We start from the raw sequence: 26,399 nt of genomic DNA, 5'->3' as shown, positions 1-26,399 counted from the left end.
GAGGCCGTCGCCACCACCGGCACCGAGGCCCACCCCGTCTATTCGAGAACCGGCACCGGAAACGCGGCGGACTCGTTCAGTTCGGCCCAGACCGTTTTGCCGCGCCGGGCGTGCCGGGTGCCCCACTGCGTGGCGAGCTGGGCGACGAGGAGGAGGCCGCGGCCGCCCTCGTCGAAGACGCGGGCCCGGCGCAGGTGCGGGGTGGTGCTGCTGGCGTCGGAGACCTCGCACAGGAGGGTGCGGTCATGGATGAGGCGCAGGCTGATGGGGGGCCGTCCGTAGCGGATGGCGTTGGTGAGCAGTTCGCTGACGACGAGTTCGGCGGTGAAGTCGAGTTCCGCGAGGCCCCAGTCGGCCAGTTGCCGGGCGACGTCCGAGCGGGCCCGGGCCACGACCTCGGGGTCGGCGTCCAGGTGCCAGGTGGCGACCCGGTCGGCGCCGAGCACCCGGGTACGGGCGAGGAGCAGGGCGATGTCGTCGTCCGGTCGCAGGCCGCTGGACGGCAGCAGGGCTTCCAGCACGTGGTCGCAGGCGGCGTCCAGCGAGGGCGCCGGGTGGGAGAGGGCCTGTCGCAGGGTCGTGAGGCCGGCGTCGACGTCGTGGGAGCGGGCCTCGATCAGGCCGTCCGTGTACAGGGCGATCAGGCTGCCCTCGGGCAGCTCGACCTCCACCGTCTCGAAGGGCAGTCCGCCCAGGCCGAGCGGCGGGCCGGGCGGCAGTTCCAGGATGTCCACCGTTCCGTCCCGGATCACCACGGCGGGCGGCACATGGCCGGCGCGGGCCAGGGTGCAGCGGCGGGAGACGGGGTCGTAGACGGCGTACAGGCAGGTGGCCCCGAGGTCTCCGCCGGTCTCGGCGTCGGAGTGGGGGTCCGGTTCGGGCCCGGCGTCACCGTCGCCGTCGCTGTCGCTGTCGCTGTCGGCGCCCGTGGACGCTTCGGCGGACAGGCGCAGGACGACGTCGTCGAGGTGGGTGAGGAGTTCGTCGGGCGGCAGGTCGATGTCGGCCAGGGTGCGTACGGCGGTCCTGAGGCGGCCCATGGTGGCGGCGGCACGGATGCCGTGGCCGACCACGTCACCCACCACGAGGGCCACCCGTGCGCCGGACAGCGGGATGACGTCGTACCAGTCGCCGCCCACCCCGGCGTCGGAGCCGGCCGGCAGATAGCGGTAGGCGACGTCCACGGCCGACTGCCGGGGCGCGTGGCGCGGGAGCAGGCTGCGCTGGAGGGTGAGGGCGGTGGCGCGGGCCTGCGTGTAGCGGCACGCGTTGTCGACGGCGACCGCCGCCCTCGCGGCGATCTCCTGCGCGAGGAGCAGATCCTCCTCGTCGTAGCGGGCGGGACGACCGTACCGGTGGAACACGGCCACCCCCAACGTCGTCCCCCGCGCCCGCAACGGCACCACCAGCGTCGAGTTGCTCCCGGCGTCCGGGGCCGCCCCGCCGTACTGGTGCCGGGACGGCCGCCCGGTGGCCAGGGCGTACGCCGAGGGTGATCCGTGGGGGCAGGTGTGGAGCTGCTGCAGCGCGATGGCCGTGTCGGACCAGACCCCGGCCGGCGCCTCCGGCCCCCCGACGGCCTGGGGCGCCGGGCCGGCCCCGGCCGACGTCTCCCGGCCCAGCCCGGCCTCCGGTACGGCCCCGGCCTCGACGGACGCCTGCGGAACCGAGCCAGCCCCGGCCGACGCCCGCCACACCGGCCCGGCCTCCGACACGGCACCTCCCTCAACCGAGGCCTCCGGAACCGAGCCGGCTCCGGCCGACGCCCGCCACACCGGCCCGGCCTCCGACACGGCACCTCCCTCAACCAAAGCCTCCGGAACCGAGCCAGCCCCGGCCGACGCCCGCGACACCGGCCCGGCCTCCGGCGCGGCACCTGCCTCAACCGAGGCCTCCGGTACCGAGCTGACTCCGGCCGGCGACCCCGGCCCGCTCTTCGGTGTCCGCCCCACCCCGGCCGGGGCGTCCGGTTCGTCCTCGGCCTTCGGCGCCGGTCCGCCACCGACCCCCGCGCCCCACGCCATCCGGCGCAGCACATGTGGCCCCTCCCCCGCGCAGTCCTCGCCCCGGAGCACGGCGTCGAGCAGGTCGACGGTGACCAGGTCGGCGAAGTGTTCGGTGGCGAGGTCCGCCAGTTCCTGGGCGGTGCGGGCGATGTCGAGGGTGGTGCCGATGCGCATGCCCGCCTCGTTCACCATGGCCGAGCGCCAGCGCAGCCGGCGGTCCCGCTCCTCCTGGAAGGCGACGACGCCCTGTTCCGACACCCGGTCCACGTAGGTGGTCGACACGGTGATGAGCTCGCGTGCCGCGGCGCTGACCTGCTCGGGATCGTCGCTGAGCCGGGGCAGCTCCACGATCAGGCGGTCGATGACAAGCCCCTGGGCCAGCCGGAAGGCGCGCAGCATGGTGCTCAGGGGGGTGCCGTGCCGGGCCAGACCCCGGGCGCGTTCCACGTCGGCGGCCGGGGGCTCGATCAGCTCCGGGTCGATGGCGTGTTCGATGCCGAACAGTGCGGCGACGAGGTGCTCGGCGACGTTGTCGGAGGCCATCCGGGCAACGTCCGGGTCCTCCCACAGCGCGGGAAGTTCGCGTCGCAGGCACTGTTCCAGCTCGGCTCTGAGCTCGTCCGCTCGCGAGCCGAGCTCGTGCGCCGCGCGCGACAGAAGACCGCGGGCCGTGGGCTCCACACTGACGACGTTACGCCGCCCGCGCGGGCGACTCCGGCCGAACGGCTCCAAGCCGTACGGCCGGCCGCGCCCGCCGGTGTGTCGGCAGGCGTGTCGGCAGGTGTGTCGGCAGAGCGCGTCGGCAGGCGCGTCGGCAGAGCGCGTCGGCAGGCGTGTCAGCCAGCCCCGCGCAGGACACGGGACAGCCCCAATGCCGCCGTCCGTACGGCGGGCGCGAGCTGGGCGGGGCTGAAACGGGAGCGGGGCACCGCCACCGAGAGGGCGGCGACCGTGCTGCCGCCGGCGAAGACGGGGGCAGCGATGCAGGCCACGCCGAGGGTGGCCTCCTGCTCCTCGTAGGCCAGGCCGGAGACCTGGATCTTCTCCAGGGCCATACGCAACCGGTTCGGGTCGGTGATCGAGTGGGGCGTGAGGCTCGGCAGCGGCCGGGACAGCACCTCCTCGGTCAGCTCGGCACCCGAGAACGCCAGCAGGGCCTTGCCGACGCCGGTGCAGGTCAGCGGCAGGCTGCCGCCGATACGGGAGGGCAGCTGGAGGGCCTCGTGGCCGTGGATGCGTTCGAGGTAGACGACGTCCATGCCCTCCCGCACGCCGAGGTGGACGGTCTCGCGGGTGGCCTCGAACAGGTCCTGGAGGAACGGCAGGGCCGCCTCGCGCAGATCGAGCCGGTGCGGCACCAGCGAGCCGAGCTCGAAGAGCTTGGCCCCGAGCCGGTACCGGTTCCCCGAGCGCTCCAGCCACCCCAGCCGCACCAGATCGGCCGCCAGCCGGTGCACCGTGGGCTTGGGTAGCCCGGTGTGCTCCGAAAGTTCCGACAGACGGTACGACCCGCCGCTCGGACTGAAGCACTCCAGAATGTTCGCGGCCTTTTCCAGCATGTTGCCGCCTGCGCCGTTCCGTGTCACGGAACAAAGCTTGTCGCTTGGCGAAGACCCTGTCTATATCGACGTATCGATGTCAGTCCCCGCCGCTTCTCCTTCCCCTCCCTCTTCCCCTTCCCTTTCCGCTTCCCCTTCCCTTTCCGCTTCCCCTTCCCCTTCCCCTTCCCGGAGGTATCCCGTGTCGACCGCACTCGACGGCGCCCACCCGGACGCCGCCCCACCGGCCGTGGTCAAGGCCGCCGACCTGCTGGCGGACGCCGCCCGCACCGGGACCGCCTGTCCTCCCGTGCGTGATCTGTTCGACGACGGCGGGGACCTGGAGACCGCGTACGCCGTGCAGCAGCTGGGCGTCCGGCGCGGTCTGGCCGCCGGACGGCGGATCGTCGGCCGCAAGATCGGCCTGACCTCCGTGGCCGTACAGCGCCAACTCGGCGTGGACCGGCCCGACTTCGGCGCACTGTTCGCCGACATGGCCGTGCCGGACGGCGGCGAGGTGGCGGCCGGCCGGCTGCTCCAGCCGAAGGTGGAGGCCGAAGTCGCGCTCGTGCTCGGGCGGGACCTGCCGGAGCGGGAGTGCACGGTCGTCGACGTCCTGCGCGCGGTCGACTTCGCGCTGCCGGCGCTGGAGATCGTGGACAGCCGTATCGCGGGCTGGGACATCTCCCTGGTCGACACCGTCGCCGACAACGCCTCCTGCGGCCTGTACGTCCTGGGCGCGACCCCCGTACCGCTCACCGCCGTCGACCTGCGGACGGTGACGATGACCATGACACGGGGCGGCGAGACCGTCTCCGAGGGCTCCGGCGCCGCCTGTCTGGGCAGCCCCCTCAACGCCGCCGTGTGGCTGGCCTCGGCGCTCGCCGAGCGGGGCGATCCGCTGCGCGCGGGCGACCTGGTGCTGACCGGCGCGCTGGGCCCCATGGTGCCCGCCGCGCCGGGGGATGTGTTCGAGGCACATATCTCCGCACTGGGGTCCGTACGCGTCGGATTCGCGCAGGACGCGAGCCTGCTGAAGGCAGGGGGCGCGCTGTGAGCACCAAGGTCGCCGTCATCGGCTCCGGCAACATCGGAACCGACCTCATGATCAAGGTCCTGCGGCTGTCGGAGTCGCTGGAGATCTCCGCGCTGGCCGGCATCGACCCGGCCTCCGACGGTCTGGCCCGCGCCCGCCGCCTGAAGGTCGCCACGACCCACGAAGGCGTCGAAGGCCTCGTCGCGCTGGACGAGTTCGCCGATGTGGAGATCGTCTTCGACGCCACCTCGGCCGGCGCACACCGCCACCACGACGAGGTGCTGCGCCCGCTCGGCCGCACCCTGGTCGACCTCACCCCGGCCGCCCTCGGCCCGTACGTCGTGCCGCCGGTCAACGGCGACGCCCACCTCGACGCCCCGAACGTCAACATGGTCACCTGCGGCGGCCAGGCCACCATCCCGATCGTGGCCGCGGTCAGCGCCGTCACGCCCGTCCACTACGGCGAGATCGTCGCGTCCATCGCGTCCCGCTCGGCCGGCCCCGGCACCCGCGCCAACATCGACGAGTTCACCGAGACCACCGCCTCCGCCGTCGAGCGGGTCGGCGGCGCCGCGCGCGGCAAGGCGATCATCGTCCTCAATCCGGCCGAACCCCCGCTGATCATGCGGGACACCGTGCACTGCCTGGTCTCCGACTGCGCGACCGAGGCCGTCACCGCGTCGGTCGAGGAGATGGTCGGGCGGGTGCAGGCGTACGTACCCGGCTATCGGCTGAAGCAGAAGGTGCAGTTCGAGAAGGTGCCGTCCGACGACCCGCTGCGCGCCCTCGCCCCGGGCGGCGGCGACGCGCTGAAGGTGTCCGTCTTCCTGGAGGTCGAGGGCGCCGCGCACTACCTCCCGGCGTACGCCGGCAACCTCGACATCATGACCTCGGCCGCGCTGCGCACCGCGGAGCGCATGGCCGCCCACCACCGCGCCACGGAGGTGGCCTCCCGATGACCCGTCTGTACGTCCAGGACGTGACCCTGCGGGACGGCATGCACGCCGTCCGGCACCGCTACACCGTCGACCAGGCCCGTGCCATCGCCGCCGCGCTGGACGCGGCGGGCGTCGCCGCGATCGAGATCGCCCACGGCGACGGGCTGTCAGGCTCCAGCATCAATTACGGCATCGGCACCCACACCGACTGGGAGTGGATCGAGGCCGTGGTGGACGCCGCCCGGCAGGCGGTGCCCACCACCCTGCTCCTCCCCGGCATCGGCACCCTGCACGACCTCAGGCAGGCGCACGCCCTGGGCGTCCGCTCGGTACGCGTCGCCACCCACTGCACCGAGGCCGACATAGCCGCCCAGCACATATCCGCGGCCCGCGACCTGGGTATGGACGTCGCCGGGTTCCTGATGATGTCCCACATGGCCGAGCCGGCCGAACTCGCCCGCCAGGCCAAGCTGATGGAGTCCTACGGCGCCCACTGCGTCTACGTCACCGACTCCGGCGGCCGTCTCACCATGGACGGCGTCCGCGACCGCTTCCGCGCCTACCGCGACGTCCTCGCCCCGGAGACCGAGCTCGGCATCCACGCCCACCACAACCTCGCCCTGGGCGTCGCCAACACCGTGGTCGCCGTGGAGAGCGGCGCGGTACGGGTGGACGCCTCCCTCGCCGGGCAGGGCGCCGGGGCCGGCAACTGTCCCCTGGAGGCGTTCGTGGCGGTCGCCGACCTCATGGGCTGGGACCACATGTGTGATCTGTTCCCCCTGATGGACGCGGCCGACGACCTCGTACGTCCGCTGCAGGACCGTGAGGTCCGGGTGGACCGCGAGACCCTCAGCCTCGGCTACGCGGGCGTGTACTCCAGCTTCCTGCGGCACGCGGAGACGGCGGCGGCCCGCTACGGCCTGGACACCCGCGGCATCCTCGTCGAGGTGGGCCTCCGGGGCATGGTGGGCGGCCAGGAGGACATGATCACCGACATCGCGCTGGACCTGGTCCGCCGCGCGGCGGCCGTGTCGTCCTGACCTCGCGGTACGGCGTCGCGCCCCTCCGGTCGGGGAGGGGCGCGACGCACTGCGGGGGGGGGAGAGAGAGCGCGCGCGAGCGGGGTGTGCTGGGGTGCCCGGTCGTGAGGGCCGCCGTCACGCCTTCGTCAGGGTGATGTCCTTCTTCGACGTCGCGTGGAAGTGGGGCAGGGGCAGGCCGCCCAGGTCGTCCGCGGGGCGGAGTTCCACGACGGTGGCCTCGACGTCCGCCTTGCCGTGCTTGAGGGTGGCCGAGGAGGTCCTGCTCTTGTTCTCCCAGCGGTGCTTCTTGCCGTCGCACACGGCGAGGGTGCCGCCGATGGCGTACCGGGTGGTGGCGGACTTCTGGCCGACGGAGGCGCTCACGAAGACGGGGCCCTTGCTGTCGGCACACCGGTAGGTGCCGCTGACGGTGACGGTGCCGTCCGTGGCCATACGGACCGTCTTGTCGACCGTCACGGTCTCCTTGGGCTCGGCGGTGACGTCGGAGTCGGCGAGGGCCGAGGGCGCGGCTGCCAGCAGGAGCAGCGCGGCGCCGGTGGCGGCGGCGAGAGCGGGGCGCAGGGGCATGGGATGACCTCCCGGTGGGCGGAGTGGGGGCCTCCACTGGTACCGGGCCGGTGTGCTTATGGGCGTGATCGTCACCCCTTCGGTGGCGAGTCCGCCCCGACCTTCGTGGATCGGTCAGAGAGTTGTCCGCGTGTTGTCACGGTTCACGGCGGGCCGTTCCGATGCCCGCGGCGGAGCCGCAGAATCGACACTGCGGGACGGGAGGATGGTCTACCCATATGGACGACGCACACGGCTCGTCCGCCCCATGTGGAGGTGCGCCATGTGTTCCCACCACCAGCCTTCGTGCCCTTCCTCCGAAAGCCGCGTCGCCCATGTGGTGGCCGCACACCCCGAGCAGGGCTGGAGCCTGCTCTGCGACGGGGCGATCGTCTTCGACGACAGCGGTGAACTGCTGCCCGACGGCCGCGTCGTCGCACCGCAGCGGGTACCGGCCGAGCGGCTCGCCATGGCGGCGTGAGCACGCCCTACGGCAGTACCGCGAACCCGTCCAGCTCCACCATGGCCTCTTCGTCCCAGAGGCGTACGACCTCGACGACCGCCATCGCCGGGTAGTCTCGCCCCGCCAACTGCCGCCAGGTTCGGCCGAGTTCGGCGACCTGCGCGCGATACGCCGCCACGTCCGTGGCGTAGACGGTGACCCGCGCGAGGTCGGCCGGAGCGCCGCCGGCCGCCGCGAGCGCGGCCAGCAGGTTCGTGAGCGCCCGCTCGAACTGCTCCGTGAGCGTCTCCCCGACCACCTTGCCGTCGGCGTCGAGCGCGGTCTGCCCGGCCAGGAACACGACGCGCGAGCCGGTGGCGACGACCGCGTGGGAGAAGCCGGTGGGCGGGGACAGGTCGGGCGGGTTGACGCGCTCGGTGGTCACTGGCCTGCCTCCATGTCCGCGTACAACTCCTTGGCGATGATGCCGCGTTGCACCTCGCTGGCGCCTTCGTAGACGCGCGGGGCGCGCACCTCGCGGTAGAGGTGCTCCAGCAGGTGGCCGCGGCGCAGGGCGCGGGCGCCGTGCAGCTGGACCGCCCGGTCGACGACGTACTGCGCGGTCTCCGTCGCGAGCAGCTTCGCCATCGCGGCCCGCCGCGGTACGTCCGGCGCCTGCTCGTCGTACGCCGTCGCCGCCGCGTACACCATGAGACGGGCCGCCTCCGTGCGCAGGGCCATCTCGGCGACCTGGTGGGCGACCGTCTGGAGGTCCCGCAACTTGCCGCCGAACGCGTCGCGTCGGGCCGTGTGCGCGAGGGTGGCGTCCAGGGCGGCCTGGGCCATGCCGACGGCGAAGGCGCCGACGCTGGGCCGGAAGAGGTTGAGGGTGCCCATCGCGACCCGGAAGCCGCGGTCGGGTTCGCCCAGCACGTCGTCGGCGGTGACCGGGACGGCGTCGAGGTCGAGGCTGCCGATGGGGTGCGGGGACAGCATGTCGAGGCCGGTCCCGGTGAGGCCGGGGCGGTCGGCGGGGACCAGGAAGGCGGTGACGCCGCGGGCGCCGGCGCCCGGGGTGGTGCGGGCGAACACGGTGTAGAAGTCGGCCTCGGGGGCGTTGGAGATCCAGCACTTCTCGCCGGTGAGCCGCCAGCGGGCGGGTCCGTCGGGCTCGGCGGCGAGTTCCAGCGCCGCCGCGTCCGAACCGGCCCCCGGCTCGCTCAGCGCGAAGGCCGCCACAGCGCTCCCGTCGATCACGCCGGGCAGCCAGCGGTCCCGCTGGGCGGGCGTGCCGTACGCGTGCACGGGGTGCGCGCCCAGGCCCTGGAGGGCGAGCGCGGTCTCCGCCTCCGTGCAGGCGTACGCGAGGGACTCCCGCATCAGGCACAGGTCGACCGCGCCGGAGGTGAACAGCCGCTTCAAAAGCCCCAGTTGGCCGAGCTCGACGACGAGGGGGCGGTTGACGTGCCCGGGCTCGCCCTTCTCCGCGAGCGGGCGCAGCCGTTCGGCGGCAAGGGTGCGCAGTTCCGCACACCATGCGGTTTGCGGTGGATCGAGTGAGAATGCGGGCATTGCCGACCTCCCTGCGGGGCCGTCCGCGACGGGCCCTCTCGACGGACCTCCTCGACGGACCTCCTCGACGATATCGCGCACCATTGACTGTCGTCACCAACACGATACGCTCCCTGTGCGAGCCGACACGATGCCCAGAAGCACGACGCCCACAAGGCAGCCCACACGGCAAGGGGGCGAACCGCCATGGCCGGTCTGCACCGCTCCGCCCACGTCGACACCTTCGCCCGCGAGCATCTGCCACCGCCCGACCAGTGGCCCGAGCTCCACTTCGACCTGCCGGGGCTGCGCTACCCCGATCGGCTCAACGCCGCCGCCGAGCTGCTCGACGGCCCGCCCGACGAGCGCCCCGCGTTCCACACCCCGTCCGGCGACACATGGACGTACGGCACACTGCGTGCCCGCGTCGACCGGCTGGCACATGTGCTCACCACCCACCTCGGCGTCGTCCCGGGCAACCGGGTGCTGCTGCGCGGCCCGACCACGCCCTGGCTGGTCGCCTGCTGGCTGGCGGTGCTGAAGGCGGGCGCGGTCGCCGTCACCGTGCTGGCCCAGCAGCGGGCGCACGAGCTGCGGACCATCTGTGAGATCGCCCGGGTGCGGCACGCGCTGTGCGACATCCGGGCCGTCGACGACCTGGCCAAGGCCGAGATACCCGGTCTGCACCTCGCCACGTACGGCGGCGACGCCCCCGACGACCTCCTGCGCCACCCCGCCCCCGACGAGCCGTACCCCGCCGCCGACACCGCGGCCGACGACGTCGCTCTGATCGCCTTCACCTCGGGGACCACCGGACGCCCCAAGGGCTGTATGCACTTCCACCGGGATGTGCTCGCGATAGCCGACACCTTCTCCGAGCATGTGCTCCGACCACATGTGGGCGATGTCTTCACCGGAAGTCCCCCGCTCGGCTTCACCTTCGGCCTCGGCGGGCTCGTCGTCTTCCCGATGCGGGCCGGCGCCAGCGCCCTGCTCCTCGAACAGGCCGGTCCCAAGCAGCTGTTGCCCGCGATCGGCGAGCACGGGGTGTCCGTGCTGTTCACCGCCCCGACGGCGTACCGCGCGATGCTCGACGAGCTCGACTCACACGACATCTCCTCGCTGCGCCGCTGTGTCTCGGCGGGCGAGAACCTGCCCGCCGCCACCTGGCGGGCCTGGCACGAGCGGACCGGGCTGCGCATCATCAACGGCATCGGCGCCACCGAGCTGCTGCACATCTTCATCTCCGCGGCGGACGAGCACATCCGGCCCGGCACGACGGGGCGGCCCGTTCCGGGCTGGCACGCGCGCGTGGTGGACCACGAGGGCCGACAGCTGCCCGACGGGGAGCCCGGGCTGCTCGCCGTGCGCGGACCGGTCGGCTGCCGCTATCTCGCCGACCCCCGGCAGCACGAGTACGTACGGGACGGCTGGAACATCACCGGTGACACCTACGTCCGGGAGAGTGACGGCTACTTCCGCTATGTCGCCCGCGCGGACGACATGATCATCTCGGCGGGCTACAACATCGCGGGCCCCGAGGTAGAGGAGGCCCTGCTGCGCCACCCAGACGTGCTGGAGACGGCGGTGGTAGGGCGGCCCGACGAGGCGCGCGGGCAGGTGGTGGTGGCATACACGGTGCTCAGGGAGGGTGCGCGACGCGACGTGGAGGCGCTGCGGGCGTTCGTCAAGGCGGAGCTGGCGCCGTACAAGTGCCCGCGGGAGTTCGTCTTCCTGGACGCGCTGCCGCGCACCGCGACCGGCAAACTCCAGCGCTTCCGGCTGCGCGACGCCGGTGACCCGCCGGGCGACCGGCAGTGATCCGTACGAACTAAGATGATCAACGTGTCCGACCAGCATGCACCACGGTCTCTCATCGTCACGCTCTACGGCGCCTACGGCCGCCACATGCCCGGCCCGGTGCCGGTCGCCGAGCTGATCAGACTGCTGGCCGCGGTCGGCGTGGACGCCCCTTCCGTACGGTCGTCGGTGTCCCGCCTGAAGCGCCGCGGCCTGCTGCTGCCGGCCCGTACGGCACAGGGCGCGGCAGGGTACGAACTCTCGCCGGACGCCCGTCAGTTGCTGGACGACGGCGACCGCCGCATCTACACCACCGTGCCGCCGGACGACGAGGGCTGGGTGCTCGCGGTGTTCTCGGTGCCGGAGAGCGAGCGGCAGAAGCGGCACGTCCTGCGCTCCCGGCTGGCCGGCCTCGGCTTCGGCACGGCGGCTCCGGGCGTGTGGATCGCGCCGGCGCGGCTCTACGAGGAGGCCAGGCACACCCTGCAGCGGCTGCGCCTGGAGGAGTACGTCGACTTCTTCCGCGGTGAGCATCTCGGCTTCACGCCGACCGCCGAGGCCGTCGCCCGCTGGTGGGACCTGGCCGCCATCGCCAAGGAGCACGAGGCGTTCCTCGACCGTCACGCGCGCGTGCTGCACGACTGGGAGCGCCGGCCGGACCCCGACCCCGAGGAGGCGTACCGCGACTACCTCCTCGCCCTGGACTCCTGGCGCCACCTCCCGTACACCGACCCCGGCCTGCCCGCCCGGCTGCTGCCCGGTGACTGGCCGGGCGCCCGCTCGGCCGCCGTCTTCCGGGGGCTGCACGAGCGTCTGCGGGACGCGGGAGCCACGTACGCCGGTCTGTGACCTCGGGCATGGTGAGCGCGGCGGGCACCGTGAACGTCAACTCCCCAGCGTGAGCCGGGGCTTGGGGGCGTCCGTGCGCCCGGTCTGCGGACGGCGGCTGCCCGCCCGGTACGGCGCCGGCCAGACGACGCCCGGACCGTCGTAGCCCTGCTCGGCCGCGGCGTGCAGCGTCCAGTGCGGGTCGTAGAGGTGCGGCCGGGCGAGGGCGCACAGGTCGGTACGGCCCGCCAGGATCAGGGAGTTGACGTCGTCCCAGGAGGAGATGGCGCCGACCGCGATCACCGGGAGGCCGGTGGCGTGCCGGATCCGGTCGGCGTACGGCGTCTGGTACGACCGCCCGTACGCCGGCTGCTCGTCGGCCACCACCTGCCCGGTCGACACGTCGACGGCGTCGGCACCATGCGCGGCGAAGGCACGGGCGATCTGCACGGCGTCCTCGGCGGTCGTACCGCCCTCGGCCCAATCGGTGGCGGAGATCCGGACGGTCATGGGCCGTTCCTCGGGCCACACCGCCCGTACGGCGTCGAAGACCTCGAGCGGGAAGCGGAGCCGCTTCTCCAGCGAGCCGCCGTAGGCGTCGGTGCGGCGGTTGGTCAGCGGGGAGAGGAAGCCGGAGAGCAGATAGCCGTGCGCGCAGTGGAGTTCGAGGAGGTCGAACCCGGCTCGGGCGGCGCGCCAGGCGGCTGCCGTGAACTGTTCGCGGATGTCGGTGAGCTGGGACCGGGTCAGCTCGCGCGGGGTCTGGCTGTACGGCTTGTAGGGGATCGGGGACGGCGCGACGAGCGGCCAGTTGCCGTCCTCCAGAGGCTCGTCGATGCCCTCCCACATCAGCTTGGTCGAGCCCTTGCGTCCGCTGTGGCCGAGCTGTACGCCGATCGCGGTGCCGGGTGCCTGCGCGTGCACGAACCGGACGATCCGCCGCCAGGACTCGCCCTGCTTGCCGGTGTAGAGGCCGGCGCAGCCGGGGGTGATCCGTCCCTCCGGGCTGACGCACACCATCTCGGTCATCACCAGTCCGGCGCCGCCGAGGGCGCGGGCGCCGAGGTGGACGAGGTGGAAGTCGCCGGGGACGCCGTCCGTCGCCGAGTACATGTCCATCGGGGACACGACGACCCGGTTGCGCAGGGTCAAGCCGCGCAGCCGGAACGGCGTGAACATCGGCGGCGTACCGGGCGGACAGCCGAAGTCCCGCTCCACGGTCTCGGTGAAGTGGGCGTCGCGCAGCCGCAGGTTGTCGTGGGTGACGCGGCGGCTGCGGGTGAGGAGGTTGAAGGCGAACTGGCGGGGCGGCTGGTCGAGGTACAGCCCGAGGTTCTCGAACCACTCCAGGCTGGCGCGGGCGGCACGCTGCGTGGAGGCGACGACCGGCTTGCGTTCCTGCTCGTAGGCCGCCAACGCCCGTTCCAGGGAGGGATGTTCCGCCAGGCAGGCGGCGAGCGCGAGGGCGTCCTCGACGGCCAGTTTGGTGCCGGAGCCGATGGAGAAGTGGGCGGTGTGGGCGGCGTCGCCGAGCAGGACGACGTTGCCGTGCGACCAGCGTTCGTTGACGATCGTGCGGAACGTCGTCCACGCCGACTTGTTGGACTTGAGCGGCCGTCCGCCGAGCGCTTCCGCGAAGATCTTGGCGCAGCGCTCGACGGACTCCGGTTCGTCGAGTTCCGCGAACCCGGCGGCCTGCCAGACCTCTTCCCGCATCTCGACGATCACCGTGGAGGCGTCGGCGGCGTAGGGGTAGCCGTGCAGTTGCATCACGCCGTGTTCGGTCTCGGCGATCTCGAAGCGGAAGGATGCGAAGGCGAAGTCTGCCGCGAGCCAGATGTAGCGGCAGTGGTGTTCCTCCACATGTGGGCGGAACACATGGGCGTAGGCCTCGCGGGTGGTGCTGTGCACACCGTCTGCGGCGACGACCAGGTCGTACGTCTCCGCGAGGCGGTCCGGGGGCGGTGCTTCTGAGCGGAAGCGGAGGTCTACGCCGAGTTGGTGGCAGCGGGTGTGGAGGATTTCCAGGAGGCGTTTTCTGCCGAGGGCCGCGAAGCCGTGTCCTCCGGAGGTCTGGCGGGTGTCGCGGTGGACGATGTCGATGTCGTCCCAGCGGGTGAAGTGGGACTGGAGTGCCTCGTAGACGACGGGGTCGGCGTGTTCGATGCCGCCGAGGGTCTCGTCGGAGAGGACGACGCCGAAGCCGAAGGTGTCGTCGGGGGCGTTGCGTTCCCAGACGGTGATCTCGCGGGCGGGGTCGAGGCGTTTGAGGAGGGCTGCGGCGTAGAGGCCGCCGGGGCCGCCGCCGGTGATCGCGACTCGTAGGGGGTGGCTGGTCGTCGTTGGCGGCTGCGGGTTCGTGGGGGCTGGTCGCGCCCGCGCGGCGGTAGCCGCACATTCAATACAGCCCCGCGCCCCTGAGGGAGATGCAGTCCCCTTGGCCGAGAACATCCCTACCTCCCCTGCCACTTCGGTGGGCGCTTCTCCGTGAAGGACGCGTGGAACTCTGCGTAGTCCTCGCCGTTCATCAGGAGTGCCTGCGTGGAGGCGTCCATTTCCACCGCCGCCGCCAGGGGCATGTCCAGCTCGGCCGTCAGCAGCGCCTTCGTCTGGGCGTACGCCAGGGCCGGGCCGTCGGCCAGGCGGCGGGCCAGCACTTGTGCGGCCTGGTCGACGTGGCCCTCGTCCGTCAGCTCGCTGATCAGGCCGATTCGCTCGGCCTCCGGTGCGCGTACCGGTTCGCCCAGCATGAGCAGGCGGGTGGCGTGACCGAGGCCGACCACCCTGGGCAGCAGATACGCCGCGCCCATGTCGCCGCCCGACAGGCCGACCCGGGTGAAGAGGAAGGCGAAGCGGGCGGTGGGGTCGGCCACGCGGAAGTCGGCCGCCAGGGCGAGTACGGCGCCCGCCCCCGCGGCCACCCCGTGCACCGCCGCGATCACCGGGAACGGGCACTCCCGTACGGCCCGTACGACCTGGCCGGTCATCCGGTTGAAGTCGAGGAGCTGGGCGGTGTCCATGGACAGGGTCGCGCCGATGATCTCGTCGACGTCGCCGCCGGAGCAGAAGCCGCGGCCCTCGCCGGCCAGCACCAGGGCCCGTACCGCCCGCTCCCGGGACAGCTCGGCGAGCAGATCGCGCAGGTCGGCGTAGGCGCCGAAGGTGAGAGCGTTGAGTTTCTCGGGGCGGGCGAGGGTGACGGTGGCGACCCCGTCGGCGTGCTCGACCCGCAGATGCCTCCAGTCGGCGGTGCGGGCGGCGGAGCCGGTGAAGGGACTCATGACGTGCGGCCTCCTCGGGCGGACGGCGGGCACTGCATCACTGAGCTCTACCCTTCGAAGCTATCACCCAACTTTGACTGTCGTCACGGTCGCGCGATAACCCATCCGGGTGTGACCTGACCCCGTCACATCCGTCACGGCTCGTCGACACCCGCGTAACGGTGGGATCAGCCGCGCGAGGCCGGCCGTTCACCCGGGTAAGCCGCCCTTCAGTCGGGGCCGAAGGTCCCGAACGGTGCCCTTCGGAAGCCTCTGCGGGGTGGCGCCGTACCATTCATAAGGTTGAAAGCAGGACAGCCTGCTCATGAACGGACCCGCCTTGCAAGATCGCCCCTCAGCCTCCGCCTCCTGGCGTATCGCGCTTCCGCACACGGCCGCCGCCGTGCCCGTGGCGCGCGCCCTGGTCCGTACGGCGCTGGCCGAGCTGGAGCACACCGCCGACAGCGACACCGCGGAGCTGCTCACGGCGGAACTGGTCGCGAACGCCGTGGAGCACACCGCGGGCACCGGCCCGATAGAACTCGTACTGGAGCTGCTGCCCTCCGGCTGCCAGGTAGAGGTCCACGACCCGGACCCGGCACCGCCGGGCCACCTGACCCATCCCACGATCGGCACCCCCGACCCCTGGCAAGAGCACGGCCGCGGCCTACTCCTGATCCGCGCCCTCAGCTCCTCCTGCGGCCACCGCCCGACCGACTCCGGCAAGGCGGTGTGGTTCCGGCTACCTGTCGTCCCAGCTCAGCGAAAGCCCACTTAGGGGCGCGGGGCTGTATTGAATTTGCGGCTACCGCCGCGCGGGCGCGACCAGCCACAACGGCGCCGCACCCGGCAAACAACCGAACCCCCTATGGCGCCCCCAAACTCACGCCAACGCAGCCACCAACACGGCCTTGATCGTGTGCATCCGATTCTCCGCCTCGTCGAACACCACCGAGTGCTCCGACTCGAAGACCTCGTCGGTCACCTCAAGCGACTCCAGCCCATGCCTCTCGAAGATCTCGCGCGCGACCTTCGTACCGAGGTCATGGAAGGCCGGCAGACAGTGCAGGAACTTGACGTCCGGATTGCCGGTGGCGCGCAACACGTCCATGGTCACCGCATAGGCGCCGAGCGCCACGATCCGCTCGTCCCAGACCTCCTTGGGCTCCCCCATGGACACCCAGACGTCGGTGGCGACGAAGTCGGCGCCCCGGACGCCCTCGGCGACGTCCGCGGTGAGCGTGATGACGGCGCCGCTGGCCTCCGCGAGCTTGCGGGCCCGGGCCACGACCTCGTCACCGGGCCAGTACTCCTCGGGCGCGACGATGCGCACGTCCATGCCGAGCAGCGCACCGGTGATCAGGTACGAGTTGCCCATGTTGAAGCGGGCGTCGCCCAGGTAGGCGAAGGCGATCTCCTTGAGCGGCTTGTCGCTGTGCTCCGTCATCGTCAGCACGTCGGCGAGCATCTGCGTGGGGTGCCAGTCGTCGCTGAGGCCGTTGAAGACGGGCACGCCCGCGTACGCGGCCAGCTCCTCGACCTTCGCGTGGCTGTCGCAGCGGTACTCGATCCCGTCGTACATCCGGCCCAGCACGCGCGCGGTGTCCTTCACGGACTCCTTGTGACCGATCTGCGAGCCGGACGGGTCGAGGTACGTCGTGGAGGCGCCCTGGTCGGCGGCCGCGACCTCGAACGCGCAGCGCGTACGCGTCGAGGTCTTCTCGAAGATCAGCGCGATGTTCCTGCCCCGCAGGTACTGCGTCTCGGCCCCGGCCTTCTTGGCGGCCTTCAACTCGGCGGCCAGTTCGACCAGCCCGAGGAACTCCTGCTCGGTGAAGTCGATCTCCTTGAGGAAGTGGCGGCCGGCGAGGGCGCTCGGGACAGTCGCCATGGGGGCGCTCCAGGGTGGGACGAGGACAGGGACGCTGGAAGTCTATACGAACATTAGAATTTCTATACGGCCTTCTATGCGGCCTTCTATAGGGCCTTCTATACGGCCTCCCGCTCGACCGGGCAGCTCATACAGCGCGGCCCACCCCTCCCCCGCCCGAGCTCGCTCCCCGGGATCTCGATCACCTCGATGCCCTGCTTGCGCAGATGGGTGTTGGTGGTGGAGTTCCGTTCGTAGGCGACGACGACACCCGGCTCGACGGCCAGCACGTTGCAGCCGTCGTCCCACTGCTCCCGCTCGGCGGCGTGGACGTCCTGGGTCGCGGTCAGGACGCGGATCTCGCTGAGCCCCAGGGCGGCGGCGACGGCGCGGTGCATGTGCTCCGGCGGATGGTCGGTGACCTTCAGCTCCTTGTCGCCGGCGCCGGGTTCGATGGTGTACGAGCGGAGCATGCCGAGCCCGGCGTACTGGGTGAAGACGTCGCCGTCGACCATCGTCATCACCGTGTCCAGGTGCATCAGCGCGCGCCGCTTGGGCATGTCGAGGGCCACGATCGTCTGCGCGGACCCGGCGGCGAACAGCTTGTGGGCGAGCATCTCGACGGCCTGGGGCGTGGTCCGCTCGCTCATCCCGATGAGGACGGCGCCGTTGCCGATCACCAGGACGTCACCGCCCTCGATGGTGGAGGGGTAGTCGGCCTGCCCCTCGGACCAGACGCGGAACGTTTCGTCACGGAAGAGGGGGTGGTGCCGGTAGATCGCCTCGAAGTGCACCGTCTCACGCTGCCGCGCCGGCCAGCGCATGGCGTTGACGGAGACGCCGTCGTAGATCCAGGCGGAGGTGTCACGGGTGAAGAGGTGGTTGGGCAGGGGGGCGAGGAGGAAGTCGTCGAGTTCCATGACATGGAAGCGCACGGAGGTCGGCTCGGGGTGCGCCTCCAGGAACTCCCGTTTGGTCATGCCGCCGACGAGGGCCTCGGCCAGCTCGGCCGAGGGCAGGCTCTCGAAGGCCGCACGGAGGTGGTCCGTGGCGAGCACCCCGTACTCCTTCTCGTCGAAGACCCGGTCCAGGACGAGCTCGCGGGCCACCGGGATCTCCAGGGCCTCGGTGAGCAGGTCGCCGAAGAGGTGGACGGTGACCCCGCGGTCGCGCAGGACGTCGGCGAACCCGTCGTGCTCGGCGCGCGCCCGGCGCACCCACAGCACGTCGTCGAAGAGCAGGGCGTCCTTGTTGCTGGGGGTGAGCCTTTTGAGCTCTAGATCGGGCCGGTGAAGGATGACGCGGCGCAGCCGCCCGGCCTCGGAGTCGACATGGAATCCCATGCCTCCATCCTGACCATCGAGCGCCGTCTTCACCCCCTGCTTGACCGCCTTGACCTCCTCTCGTTCTCGTCTCCTTGACGACAACCAGGCCTCACAATTATCGTCTACATGACGAGAAATCGTGGAGGGGATCCCATGGCCGACATCACCCGGCGCCTCGGCTGGCGCCATCTGCGCGGCGCGCCCACGGCGCACATCCGCCACCACCGCGGTGGAAAGCTGCTGCACGACGGCCCCGGACTCAGCTTCTGGTACCGGGCGCTGACCGCCGCGCTCTCCGAAGTGCCGGTCGAAGACCGCGAGTTGGCGATGACCTTCCATGCCCGTACGTCCGACTTCCAGGACGTGGCCGTCCAGGCCACGGTCACCTACCGGATCAGCGACCCCGCACTGGCCTCGACCCGCCTGGACTTCTCCGTCGACCCGGACACGGGCGCATGGCGGGGCACCCCGCTGGAGCAGCTGGGGACGCTGCTGACGGAGACGGCCCAGCAGCACGCGCTGGACGTCCTGTCCCGTACGCCGCTGTCGGCGGCCCTCGTCGACGGCGTGACGGCGGTGCGGGAGCGGATCGCGGCGGGCCTGGCCGGCGAGCCCCGGCTCCCGGCGACCGGCATCGAGGTGGTCGCCGTACGGGTCGTGGCGCTGCGTCCGGAACCGGAGGTGGAGCGGGCGTTGCGCACGCCCGCCCGCGAGCAGATCCAGCAGGAGGCGGACCGCGCGACGTACGAGCGGCGTGCGGTCGCCGTCGAGCGGGAGCGTGCCATCGCCGAGAACGAGCTCGCCAGCCAGATCGAACTCGCCCGCCGCGAGGAACAGTTGGTCGACCAGCGGGGCACGAACGCGCGCCGGGAGGCCGAGGAGCACGCGGCCGCCGACGCCGTACGGGCCGAGGCGGAGGCGGCGCGCACGGTGCGGCTCGCGGAGGCGGAGGCCAAGCGGTCCGTACGACTGGCCCGGGCCGAGGCCGAAGGCGCGCGCGAGGTCGGTGAGGCCCGGGCGCAGGCACAGGCGGCGTGGCTGCGGGTGCACGCCGAGGTGGACGTGGCGACGCTGCACGCCCTCACCGGGACGCGGCTGGCGGAGAACCTGCCGCGCATCGACAGTGTGACGCTGTCGCCGGACGTGCTGACCGGGCTGCTCGCCAGGCTCGGTGCGCGGGAGCGGGCGTGAGTCTCGCCCCGCGGGTCGTCCTCGTCCATCGCACCACGGAGTACGAGGAGTTGGTGGCCCGGCACGGCACCCACGGCCAGGCCGCCTTCTTCCTCTCCTCCCGGGGCCGCGACATCGCGGAGGTCACCGAACGCCACCGCCGCACGCGGCAGGCGCTGACGGAGGTGACCTCGGCGATCCCGCTGACCTGGCGGCAGACCCGGGTGGAGCGGGCCGACCTGGACCGTTTCCTGTTCGCGCCGGAGGACGTGGTCGTCGTGGTCGGCCAGGACGGGCTGGTCGCGAACGTGGCCAAGTACCTGGCCGGCCAGCCGGTGCTCGGCATCGACACCGACCCCGGCCGCAACCCGGGCGTCCTGGTGCGCCACCGCCCCGCCGACGCAGGCCCGCTGCTCGCCGCCACACGGTCGGGAGGGGTCCGCTGCGACGAGCTCATCATGGTGGAGGCCGTCGCCGACGACACCCAGCGGCTGGTGGCGCTGAACGAGATCTACCTGGGCGCCGTCGGTCACCAGACGGCCCGATACCGCCTGGGCCTGGAGGACGACGGGGGTGTCGTCGAGGCCCAGGCCTCGTCCGGGGTGCTGATCGGCACCGGGACGGGGGCGACCGGATGGATCCGGTCGGTGTGGCAGGAGCGGGGCGGGCGGCAGCGGCTGCCCGCCCCCACGGAGGAACGCCTGCTGTGGTTCGTACGGGAGGCCTGGCCCTCCCCGGCCACCGGGACGTCACTGGTGTCCGGCGAACTCGCCGCCGCGCACCGTCTCCACCTCACCGTCGAGTCCGAGCGGCTGGTCGCCTTCGGGGACGGGATGGAGACGGACGCGGTGGAGCTGACCTGGGGTCAGACCCTGCGGGTGGGCGTGTGCCGGGAGCGGCTGCGACTCGTCGGCTGACCGTGTACGGCCACTTACGTGTACAGCCGCCGGCCGTCACAGCCGGGGGTCGACCGGCTCCGACTCCAGCGCCAGCACCCCGAACACCGCCTCGTGCACCCGCCACAGCGGCTCACCCTCGGCCAGCCGGTCGAGGGCCTCCAGGCCGAGCGCGTACTCGCGGATGGCGAGGGAGCGCTTGTGGTTGAGGAACCGCTGCCGCAGCCGGGCCAGGTTGTCCGGGCGCGTGTACTCCGGACCGTAGATGATCCGCAGGTACTCGCGGCCCCGGCACTTGATCCCGGGCTGGACCAGCCGTCCCTCGCCGCTCCGTACGACCGCGCCGAGCGGCTTGACGACCATGCCCTCGCCGCCCCGGCCGGTCATCTCCAGCCACCAGTCGACGCCGGCCCGGACCGACTCCGGGTCACCGGTGTCGACGTACAGCCGCCTGGTGGTCTGCAGGAGACCCGTGCCGTCGTGCTCCACCAGCCGGTCGAGCAGCGCGAGCTGCTCGTCGTGCGGGAGGGCGGCGAGGCTGCGGCCCTGGACCGCGAGGACCTGGAACGGTGCCAGGCGTACGCCGTCCAGGCCGTCCGTGGTCCAGCAGTACCGGCGGTACGCCTCGGTGAACGAGGCGGCGTCGGCGGCCCGTTCCCGCTGCCGGGACAGCAGGTCCGACACGTCGACGCCGCGCGCCGCGGCGCCCTCCAGCGCGGCCAGCGCGCCCGGGAACACCGCCCCGGAGGCGGCGCCGACCGCCGCGTACTGCGAACGCAGCAGGCCCTGCGCCTTCAGCGACCACGGCATCAGCTCGGCGTCGAGCAGCAGCCAGTCGGTCTCCAGGTCCTCCCACAGACCGGCCTCGGTGACAGCGGCCCGGACCCGGTCCAGGATCGCCTCCGTCACCGACTCGTCGTCGAAGAAGGGGCGGCCGGTCCGGGTGTACAGCGACCCGGTGGGCCCGTCGACCCCGAACCTCTTGCGCGCCACGTCCGCGTCCCGGCACACCAGCGCCACGGCCCGCGAGCCCATGTGCTTCTCCTCGCACACGACCCGCTCGACACCGTCCGCCGCGTACTGCGCGAAAGCCTCCGCCGGGTGCTCCAGGTAGCCCTCGATGTGACTCGTGGCCGTCGGTGCCATGGTCGGCGGGAGGTACGGCAGCAGGCGCGGGTCGACGGCGAAGCGGCTCATGACCTCCAGGGCCGCGGCCGCGTTCTCCTCGCGGACCGACACCCGGCCCGAGTGCCGGGTCTCGACGACCCTGCGGCCCTGGACGTCGCCCAGGTCGAGCGGCCGTCCGTCGTGCCCGCCCGGTGCCTCCGTCCGCAGCGGCCTGGCCGGCTCGTACCAGACCTGCTCGGCCGGTACGTCGACCAGTTCCCGCTCCGGCCAGCGCAGCGCGGTCAGCTTGCCGCCGAAGACGGCGCCGGTGTCCAGGCAGATGGTGTTGTTCAGCCAGGTGGCCTCCGGGACCGGAGTGTGGCCGTACACCACGGCCGCGCGGCCCCGGTAGTCCTCCGCCCACGGGTAGCGCACCGGCAGCCCGAACTCGTCGGTCTCCCCGGTGGTGTCGCCGTACAGCGCGTGTGAACGCACCCGCCCCGACGTACGGCCGTGGTACTTCTCCGGCAGACCGGCGTGGCAGACCACCAGCCGGCCGCCGTCGAGGACGTAGTGGCTGACGAGTCCGTCGATGAACTGCCGTACCTCGGTCAGGAACTCCTCGCTCTCACCCTCCATCTGCTCGATGGTCTCGGCGAGTCCGTGGGTGTGCTGGACGCCTCGGCCCTTGAGGTAGCGGCCGTACTTGTTCTCGTGGTTGCCCGGCACGCACAGCGCGTTGCCCGACTTGACCATCGACATGACGCGCCGCAGCACGCCCGGGCTGTTCGGGCCGCGGTCGACGAGGTCGCCGACGAAGACGGCGGTACGGCCGTCGGGGTGCACGCCGTCGACGTAGCCCAACTTGCCCAGCAGGGACTCCAGTTCCAAGGCGCAGCCGTGGATGTCGCCGACGATGTCGAACGGGCCGGTGAGGTGGGTCAGGTCGTTGAAGCGCTTCTCGGTGACGACGGTGGCGTTCTCGACGTCCTCCACACCGCGCAGGACGTGCACCTTGCGGAAGCCCTCGCGCTCCAGGTGCCTGAGCGAGCGGCGCAGTTCGCGGGTGTGCCGCTGGATGACCCGGCGCGGCATGTCCGCGCGGTCGCTGCGGCCCGCGTTGCGCTCGGCGCACACCTGCTCCGGTACGTCGAGCACGATGGCGATGGGCAGCACGTCGTACTGCTTCGCCAGCTGGATCAGCTGCTTGCGGGCGTCCTGCTGCACGTTGGTGGCGTCGACGACGGTACGCCGGCCGGCGGCCAGGCGCTTGCCCGCGATGTAGTGCAGGACGTCGAAGGCGTCCCGGGTCGCGCTCTGGTCGTTCTCGTCGTCGCAGACCAGGCCGCGGCAGAAGTCGGAGGAGATGACCTCGGTGGGCTTGAAGTGCCGGCGGGCGAAGGTGGACTTGCCGGAGCCGGAGGCGCCGACGAGCACGACGAGGGAGAGGTCGGTGACGGGCAGGACCCGTCCCTCGGTTGCCCCGGTGGTGTTCTCGCTCATGCGGCCTTCGCCTCCTTCACGTTCTCGGTTCGGCCCATCTCGAAGACGGCCATCTGGGTGGGCGGCCCCACCTCCGGGTCGTCGAGGCCGACGGGCACGAACTCCACGTCGTACCCGTGCCGTTCGGCCACCGCCCGGGCCCAGGCGCGGAACTCCTCGCGGGTCCACTCGAAGCGGTGGTCGCCGTGCCGGACGTGCCCGGCCGGGAGGGACTCCCAGCGGACGTTGTACTCGACGTTCGGGGTGGTCACCAGGACCGTCCGGGGCCGGGCGGAGCCGAACACCGCGTACTCCAGGGCGGGCAGCCGTGGCAGGTCGAGGTGCTCGATGACCTCGCTGAGCACGGCGGCGTCGTAGCCCGCGAGCCGCTTGTCGGTGTAGGCGAGGGAGCTCTGGAAGAGCTTCACGCGTGAGGCCTGCCGCTCCCCCATCCGGTCCAGCTTCAGCCGCCGCCCGGCGATGGTCAGCGCCCGCATCGACACGTCCACACCGACGATCTCGGTGAACGCCGGGTCCTTGAGGAGCGCCTGCACCAACTGCCCCTGTCCGCACCCGAGATCCAGCACGCGCGCGGCGCCGGACGCCTTCAGCGCGGCGATGATCGTGTCCCGTCGCTGCACGGCGAGCGGGGTCGGCTTCTCCTCCGTCTCGCCCTCCGCCTCGACGGCGTTGTCGATGTCCTCGACCTCGCTGTCGTCGGCCTCGGCGAGCCGCACCAGCTCCAGCCGCTCCATCGCCTGCCGGGTCAGCGACCAGCGGCGCGACAGGTACCGGCTGGTGATCACCTTCTGCTCCGGGTGGCCCGGCAGCCAGCCCTCACCGGCCCGCAGCAGCTTGTCGACCTCGTCGGGGGCCACCCAGTAGTGCTTGGCGTCGTCCAGGACGGGGAGCAGGACGTAGAGGTGGCGCAGGGCCTCGGCGAGCGTGCGGGACTCCGACTCCAGTACGAGGCGCACGTACCGCGAGTCGCCCCACTCGGGGAATGCGACGTCCAGCGGCACGGGCTCCACGGTCACCGCCCAGCCGAGCGGCTCGAAGAGGCGTCGCACCAGCTCCGGGCCGCCCCTCGCGGGCAGCGCGGGCACCTCGACGCGCAGCGGCAGTGGCTCGGCGGCGCGCTCGGGCCGCGCGTTGCACACACCGCGCATGGCGCTGGAGAACACGCTGCTGAGCGCGACCGCGAGCAGCGAGGAGGCGGCGTACGGCCGGTCGTTGACGTACTGCGCGAGCGCCGCGTCGGGCGCGCCGCCCCGCCCCTTGCCCTTGCCCCGCCTGACCAGCGCCACCGCGTCCACCTCCAGCAGCAGCGCCGCCGTGCAGCGCTCGGCGTCCGCCTCCGGGTAGAGGACGTGCGCCTTGCCGTACGAGGTGGAGAACGCCTGCGATTTCTCGGGATGCTTGTGCAGCAGGAAGCCGAGATCGGTGGCCGGACGCTCCGGAGTGCCGGTGGTGGTGATGGTCAGGAACACGATGGGTGGCCTTAGTAGTGGTCTGAACTGCGGATACGCCCACCGTACAGAGCGGGCGCCCCCACCACTCGGGAATTTTCGCTAGCCTCCCGGACGTCCGGGCGTTCGAACAACGTACGCCTGAGCGCCCACGTAGGAAGCGGAGGCCTCCCATGACAGACACCGGGTTACGGCTGGACACCAGCAAGCCCCACTCGGCCCGTATGTACGACTACTTCCTCGGCGGTAAGGACAACTACCCGGTCGACGCGGAGGCGGCCGAGCAGGTGGTGTCTCTCTTCCCCGACGTACGGGACATGGCACGGACCAACCGCCGCTTCATGCACCGCGCCTCCCGGCTGCTGGCCGAGCGAGGCGTACGGCAGTTCCTCGACATAGGAACCGGTATCCCGACCGAGCCGAACCTCCACCAGATCGTGCAGGGGATCGCGCCCGACGCCCGTGTCGTGTACGCCGACAACGACCCGATCGTCCTGCGGCACGCCGAGGCCCTGCTGCACAGCACACGCGAGGGAAGGACGGCCTACGTCCACGGCGACGTACGGGAGCCGGGAAAGATCCTCGCGGAAGCGCGCGAGACCCTCGACTTCAGCCGGCCGATCGCCTTGTCCCTGGTGGCGCTTCTGCACCTGGTGCCGGACGAGGACGAACCCGCGCGGATCGTCAGCGAGTTGATCGAGCCGCTCGCGCCCGGGAGCCATGTGACGCTGTCGCACGCGACCGGGGACTTCGACCCGGAGACGTGGGAGCGCGTCGTCGAGGTCTACCGCAGAGGCGGCACCCCGGCCCAGGTGCGCTCGCGCGAAGCCTTCGCCGCCTTCTTCACGGGCCTCGACCTGCTGGCCCCCGGCGTGGCGCTCGCCGCGAACTGGCACCCGGAGCAGGGCGAGCAGCCGGGGTCCGACGACATACCGCTGTACGTGGGGGTCGCCCGCAAACCGTGACGAGGCCGCGCCCGGCGGATCGCACCGGGAACGGACCGATCCGCCGGACGGCACCACGAACTCCGCCGTTTCAGCCCTACGACAGCTGCGACTGCACCTGGGAGGAGATCAGCTCCAGGTGGTCCAGGTCGGCCAGGTCGAGGACCTGGAGGTAGATCCGCTGCGACCCGATCTCCTGGTACCGGCCGATCTTCTCGACGACCTCGTCCGGGGAGCCGGCCAGCCCGTTGAGCCGCAGCTCGTCGACCTCACGCCCGATGGCGGCGGCGCGCCGGGCGATCTCCTGCTCGTCCTTGCCCACGCACACCACGAGGGCGTTGGAGTAGACGAGGTCGTCGCCCTTGCGCCCGGCCGCCTCCGCCGCGGCGCGCACCCGGCCGAACTGTCGCTCACTGTCCTCGACCGAGGCGAACGGCATGTTGAACTCGTCGGCGTACTGGCCGGCCAGGCGCGGGGTGCGGGTGGCGCCGTGGCCGCCGATGAGCACGGGGATCTTGTCCTGCGCGGGCTTGGGCAGAGCGGGCGAGTCGCTGAGCGTGTAGTGCTCGCCCTTGAAGTCGAAGGTCTCCCCGACCCGCGTCGCCCACAGTCCCGTGACGATGGCGAGCTGCTCCTCCAGCCGCCCGAACTTCTCCTTCGGGAACGGGATGCCGTACGCCTTGTGCTCCTCCTCGAACCAGCCCGCGCCCAGGCCGAGTTCGACACGGCCGCCGGACATCTGGTCGATCTGGGCGACCTGGATGGCGAGCACGCCGGGCAGGCGGAACGTGCCGGCGGTCATCAGGGTGCCGAGCCGGATCCGCTTGGTCTCGCGTGCGAGACCGGCAAGCGTGATCCAGGCGTCGGTGGGGCCGGGGAGGCCGTCGCCCGAGCCCATCTTCAAGTAATGGTCCGACCGGAAAAAGGCGTCGAAGCCAAGATCCTCCGTGGCCTTCGCCACGGTGAGAAGGGTGTCGTAGGTGGCCCCCTGCTGGGGCTCGGTGAAGATGCGAAGATCCATGTCTCCATCCTGCACGCCTCGACAGCCGTCAACGGCATGGGTCCCCCTGCCCCTCGCGTCCCCGGTCGGGTGAATTCCGTCAACGCCCCGTGTCGGCCCACGCTCGGGCCAGTGACCGGCCCCGACG

22 protein-coding genes are annotated in these 26,399 nt (G+C 72.0%); 10 read left to right on the top strand and 12 right to left on the bottom strand.

Annotated features, from left to right (window positions below; all coding sequences use genetic code 11):
- Nucleotides 1–38: 38 nt before the first annotated feature.
- Both AQJ67_RS44455 and AQJ67_RS16715 read right to left on the bottom strand, forming a co-directional pair.
- A complete protein-coding gene (locus tag AQJ67_RS44455; protein ID WP_244190479.1) occupies nt 39–2,687 on the bottom strand; it encodes an ATP-binding SpoIIE family protein phosphatase in 2,649 nt (882 codons plus the stop codon).
- A 155-nt stretch (nt 2,688–2,842) separates the two neighbouring features.
- A complete protein-coding gene (locus tag AQJ67_RS16715; protein WP_062719559.1) occupies nt 2,843–3,565 on the bottom strand; it encodes an IclR family transcriptional regulator in 723 nt (240 codons plus the stop codon).
- Between the two features lie 181 nt (nt 3,566–3,746).
- Between AQJ67_RS16715 and AQJ67_RS16710 the strand changes: the two genes are divergently transcribed.
- Genes AQJ67_RS16710 through dmpG form a run of 3 tightly spaced genes read left to right on the top strand, consistent with a single transcriptional unit; the run spans nt 3,747 to nt 6,558 of the window.
- Entirely contained in the window at nt 3,747–4,601 is an 855-nt protein-coding gene (locus AQJ67_RS16710; protein WP_244190478.1) for a 2-keto-4-pentenoate hydratase, read from the top strand.
- Nucleotides 4,598–5,539, top strand: coding sequence for an acetaldehyde dehydrogenase (acetylating) (locus tag AQJ67_RS16705; RefSeq protein ID WP_062719558.1), 942 nt, complete (start codon nt 4,598–4,600; stop codon nt 5,537–5,539). Before AQJ67_RS16710 ends, AQJ67_RS16705 begins: the two co-directional genes overlap by 4 nt.
- On the top strand, nt 5,536–6,558 hold the full coding sequence (gene dmpG / locus AQJ67_RS16700; RefSeq protein WP_062719557.1) for a 4-hydroxy-2-oxovalerate aldolase: 1,023 nt from the start codon (nt 5,536–5,538) through the stop codon (nt 6,556–6,558). Before AQJ67_RS16705 ends, dmpG begins: the two co-directional genes overlap by 4 nt.
- A 117-nt stretch (nt 6,559–6,675) precedes the next feature.
- Here dmpG and AQJ67_RS16695 read toward each other — a convergent pair whose 3' ends face one another.
- A complete protein-coding gene (locus AQJ67_RS16695; protein ID WP_062719556.1) occupies nt 6,676–7,128 on the bottom strand; it encodes a DUF6299 family protein in 453 nt (150 codons plus the stop codon).
- Nucleotides 7,129–7,390: 262 nt separating this feature from the next.
- On the opposite strand from AQJ67_RS16695, the gene AQJ67_RS16690 reads away from it, so the two are divergent.
- On the top strand, nt 7,391–7,588 hold the full coding sequence (locus AQJ67_RS16690; protein ID WP_062719555.1) for a DUF5999 family protein: 198 nt from the start codon (nt 7,391–7,393) through the stop codon (nt 7,586–7,588).
- A gap of 7 nt (nt 7,589–7,595) precedes the next feature.
- On the opposite strand, the gene AQJ67_RS16685 is transcribed toward AQJ67_RS16690, so the two are convergent.
- Nucleotides 7,596–7,994, bottom strand: coding sequence for a RidA family protein (locus AQJ67_RS16685; RefSeq protein WP_062719554.1), 399 nt, complete (start codon nt 7,992–7,994; stop codon nt 7,596–7,598).
- On the bottom strand, nt 7,991–9,121 hold the full coding sequence (locus tag AQJ67_RS16680) for an acyl-CoA dehydrogenase family protein (protein WP_062719553.1): 1,131 nt from the start codon (nt 9,119–9,121) through the stop codon (nt 7,991–7,993). Before AQJ67_RS16680 ends, AQJ67_RS16685 begins: the two co-directional genes overlap by 4 nt.
- Nucleotides 9,122–9,307: 186 nt before the next feature.
- On the opposite strand from AQJ67_RS16680, the gene AQJ67_RS16675 reads away from it, so the two are divergent.
- Both AQJ67_RS16675 and AQJ67_RS16670 read left to right on the top strand, forming a co-directional pair.
- Nucleotides 9,308–10,921 carry an AMP-binding protein gene (locus AQJ67_RS16675; RefSeq protein ID WP_244190477.1) on the top strand — a complete coding sequence of 538 codons (1,614 nt, stop codon included), beginning with the start codon at nt 9,308–9,310 and terminating at the stop codon, nt 10,919–10,921.
- Between the two features lie 15 nt (nt 10,922–10,936).
- A complete protein-coding gene (locus tag AQJ67_RS16670; protein WP_062719552.1) occupies nt 10,937–11,749 on the top strand; it encodes a PaaX family transcriptional regulator in 813 nt (270 codons plus the stop codon).
- A gap of 36 nt (nt 11,750–11,785) precedes the next feature.
- Here the strand turns inward: AQJ67_RS16670 and AQJ67_RS16665 are convergent, their stop codons facing one another.
- Together AQJ67_RS16665 and AQJ67_RS16660 are read right to left on the bottom strand one after the other, a co-directional pair.
- Nucleotides 11,786–14,179: a bifunctional salicylyl-CoA 5-hydroxylase/oxidoreductase gene (locus AQJ67_RS16665; protein WP_062719551.1), complete on the bottom strand. Its 2,394-nt coding sequence runs from the start codon at nt 14,177–14,179 to the stop codon at nt 11,786–11,788.
- A 2-nt stretch (nt 14,180–14,181) separates the two neighbouring features.
- Complete coding sequence (locus AQJ67_RS16660; RefSeq protein WP_062719550.1) at nt 14,182–15,009, bottom strand: enoyl-CoA hydratase family protein; 828 nt, start codon at nt 15,007–15,009, stop codon at nt 14,182–14,184.
- 304 nt (nt 15,010–15,313) lie between these two features.
- Between AQJ67_RS16660 and AQJ67_RS16655 the strand changes: the two genes are divergently transcribed.
- Nucleotides 15,314–15,766 (top strand): ATP-binding protein, encoded by a 453-nt coding sequence (locus AQJ67_RS16655; protein ID WP_062719549.1) that lies wholly within the window; start codon nt 15,314–15,316, stop codon nt 15,764–15,766.
- A 105-nt stretch (nt 15,767–15,871) separates the two neighbouring features.
- Here the strand turns inward: AQJ67_RS16655 and argF are convergent, their stop codons facing one another.
- Both argF and AQJ67_RS16645 read right to left on the bottom strand, forming a co-directional pair.
- Nucleotides 15,872–16,879: an ornithine carbamoyltransferase gene (gene argF, locus AQJ67_RS16650; RefSeq protein ID WP_062719548.1), complete on the bottom strand. Its 1,008-nt coding sequence runs from the start codon at nt 16,877–16,879 to the stop codon at nt 15,872–15,874.
- A 98-nt stretch (nt 16,880–16,977) separates the two neighbouring features.
- On the bottom strand, nt 16,978–18,201 hold the full coding sequence (locus tag AQJ67_RS16645; protein ID WP_062719547.1) for an arginine deiminase: 1,224 nt from the start codon (nt 18,199–18,201) through the stop codon (nt 16,978–16,980).
- A gap of 135 nt (nt 18,202–18,336) precedes the next feature.
- On the opposite strand from AQJ67_RS16645, the gene AQJ67_RS16640 reads away from it, so the two are divergent.
- Together AQJ67_RS16640 and AQJ67_RS16635 are read left to right on the top strand one after the other, a co-directional pair.
- The gene (locus AQJ67_RS16640) at nt 18,337–19,374 is read left to right on the top strand and encodes an SPFH domain-containing protein (RefSeq protein ID WP_062719546.1); all 1,038 of its coding nucleotides are present in this window, start codon (nt 18,337–18,339) and stop codon (nt 19,372–19,374) included.
- Nucleotides 19,371–20,270: a diacylglycerol kinase catalytic domain-containing protein gene (locus AQJ67_RS16635; RefSeq protein ID WP_062719545.1), complete on the top strand. Its 900-nt coding sequence runs from the start codon at nt 19,371–19,373 to the stop codon at nt 20,268–20,270. The genes AQJ67_RS16640 and AQJ67_RS16635 overlap by 4 nt, the downstream gene beginning before the upstream one ends.
- A 36-nt stretch (nt 20,271–20,306) precedes the next feature.
- On the opposite strand, the gene AQJ67_RS16630 is transcribed toward AQJ67_RS16635, so the two are convergent.
- Nucleotides 20,307–22,859, bottom strand: coding sequence for a polynucleotide kinase-phosphatase (locus tag AQJ67_RS16630; RefSeq protein ID WP_062719544.1), 2,553 nt, complete (start codon nt 22,857–22,859; stop codon nt 20,307–20,309).
- Entirely contained in the window at nt 22,856–24,328 is a 1,473-nt protein-coding gene (locus AQJ67_RS16625) for a 3' terminal RNA ribose 2'-O-methyltransferase Hen1 (RefSeq protein WP_062719543.1), read from the bottom strand. The genes AQJ67_RS16630 and AQJ67_RS16625 overlap by 4 nt, the downstream gene beginning before the upstream one ends.
- 152 nt (nt 24,329–24,480) lie before the next feature.
- Between AQJ67_RS16625 and AQJ67_RS16620 the strand changes: the two genes are divergently transcribed.
- Nucleotides 24,481–25,272 (top strand): SAM-dependent methyltransferase, encoded by a 792-nt coding sequence (locus AQJ67_RS16620; RefSeq protein ID WP_062719542.1) that lies wholly within the window; start codon nt 24,481–24,483, stop codon nt 25,270–25,272.
- 76 nt (nt 25,273–25,348) lie between these two features.
- Here the strand turns inward: AQJ67_RS16620 and AQJ67_RS16615 are convergent, their stop codons facing one another.
- The gene (locus AQJ67_RS16615; RefSeq protein WP_062719541.1) at nt 25,349–26,272 is read right to left on the bottom strand and encodes an LLM class F420-dependent oxidoreductase; all 924 of its coding nucleotides are present in this window, start codon (nt 26,270–26,272) and stop codon (nt 25,349–25,351) included.
- Nucleotides 26,273–26,399 lie beyond the last annotated feature (127 nt).

Origin of the sequence: Streptomyces caeruleatus (assembly GCF_001514235.1) — a bacterium.
Lineage (GTDB): Bacteria > Actinomycetota > Actinomycetes > Streptomycetales > Streptomycetaceae > Streptomyces > Streptomyces caeruleatus.
The sequence above is the reverse complement of the archived record's forward strand: the minus strand, read 5'-3'. Positions and strand labels throughout refer to the sequence as shown.

Coding starts and splice junctions, on each gene's coding strand:
- AQJ67_RS16665 (WP_062719551.1), bottom strand. CDS start 14,179: ATGTTCTCGGCCAAGGGGACTGCATCTCCCTCAGGGGCGCGGGGCTGT.
- AQJ67_RS16680 (WP_062719553.1), bottom strand. CDS start 9,121: ATGCCCGCATTCTCACTCGATCCACCGCAAACCGCATGGTGTGCGGAA.
- AQJ67_RS16655 (WP_062719549.1), top strand. CDS start 15,314: ATGAACGGACCCGCCTTGCAAGATCGCCCCTCAGCCTCCGCCTCCTGG.
- dmpG (WP_062719557.1), top strand. CDS start 5,536: ATGACCCGTCTGTACGTCCAGGACGTGACCCTGCGGGACGGCATGCAC.
- AQJ67_RS16670 (WP_062719552.1), top strand. CDS start 10,937: ATGATCAACGTGTCCGACCAGCATGCACCACGGTCTCTCATCGTCACG.
- AQJ67_RS16675 (WP_244190477.1), top strand. CDS start 9,308: ATGGCCGGTCTGCACCGCTCCGCCCACGTCGACACCTTCGCCCGCGAG.
- AQJ67_RS16690 (WP_062719555.1), top strand. CDS start 7,391: ATGTGTTCCCACCACCAGCCTTCGTGCCCTTCCTCCGAAAGCCGCGTC.
- AQJ67_RS16660 (WP_062719550.1), bottom strand. CDS start 15,009: ATGAGTCCCTTCACCGGCTCCGCCGCCCGCACCGCCGACTGGAGGCAT.
- AQJ67_RS16645 (WP_062719547.1), bottom strand. CDS start 18,201: ATGGGATTCCATGTCGACTCCGAGGCCGGGCGGCTGCGCCGCGTCATC.
- AQJ67_RS16640 (WP_062719546.1), top strand. CDS start 18,337: ATGGCCGACATCACCCGGCGCCTCGGCTGGCGCCATCTGCGCGGCGCG.
- AQJ67_RS16715 (WP_062719559.1), bottom strand. CDS start 3,565: ATGCTGGAAAAGGCCGCGAACATTCTGGAGTGCTTCAGTCCGAGCGGC.
- AQJ67_RS16615 (WP_062719541.1), bottom strand. CDS start 26,272: ATGGATCTTCGCATCTTCACCGAGCCCCAGCAGGGGGCCACCTACGAC.
- AQJ67_RS16695 (WP_062719556.1), bottom strand. CDS start 7,128: ATGCCCCTGCGCCCCGCTCTCGCCGCCGCCACCGGCGCCGCGCTGCTC.
- AQJ67_RS16630 (WP_062719544.1), bottom strand. CDS start 22,859: ATGAGCGAGAACACCACCGGGGCAACCGAGGGACGGGTCCTGCCCGTC.
- AQJ67_RS16620 (WP_062719542.1), top strand. CDS start 24,481: ATGACAGACACCGGGTTACGGCTGGACACCAGCAAGCCCCACTCGGCC.
- argF (WP_062719548.1), bottom strand. CDS start 16,879: ATGGCGACTGTCCCGAGCGCCCTCGCCGGCCGCCACTTCCTCAAGGAG.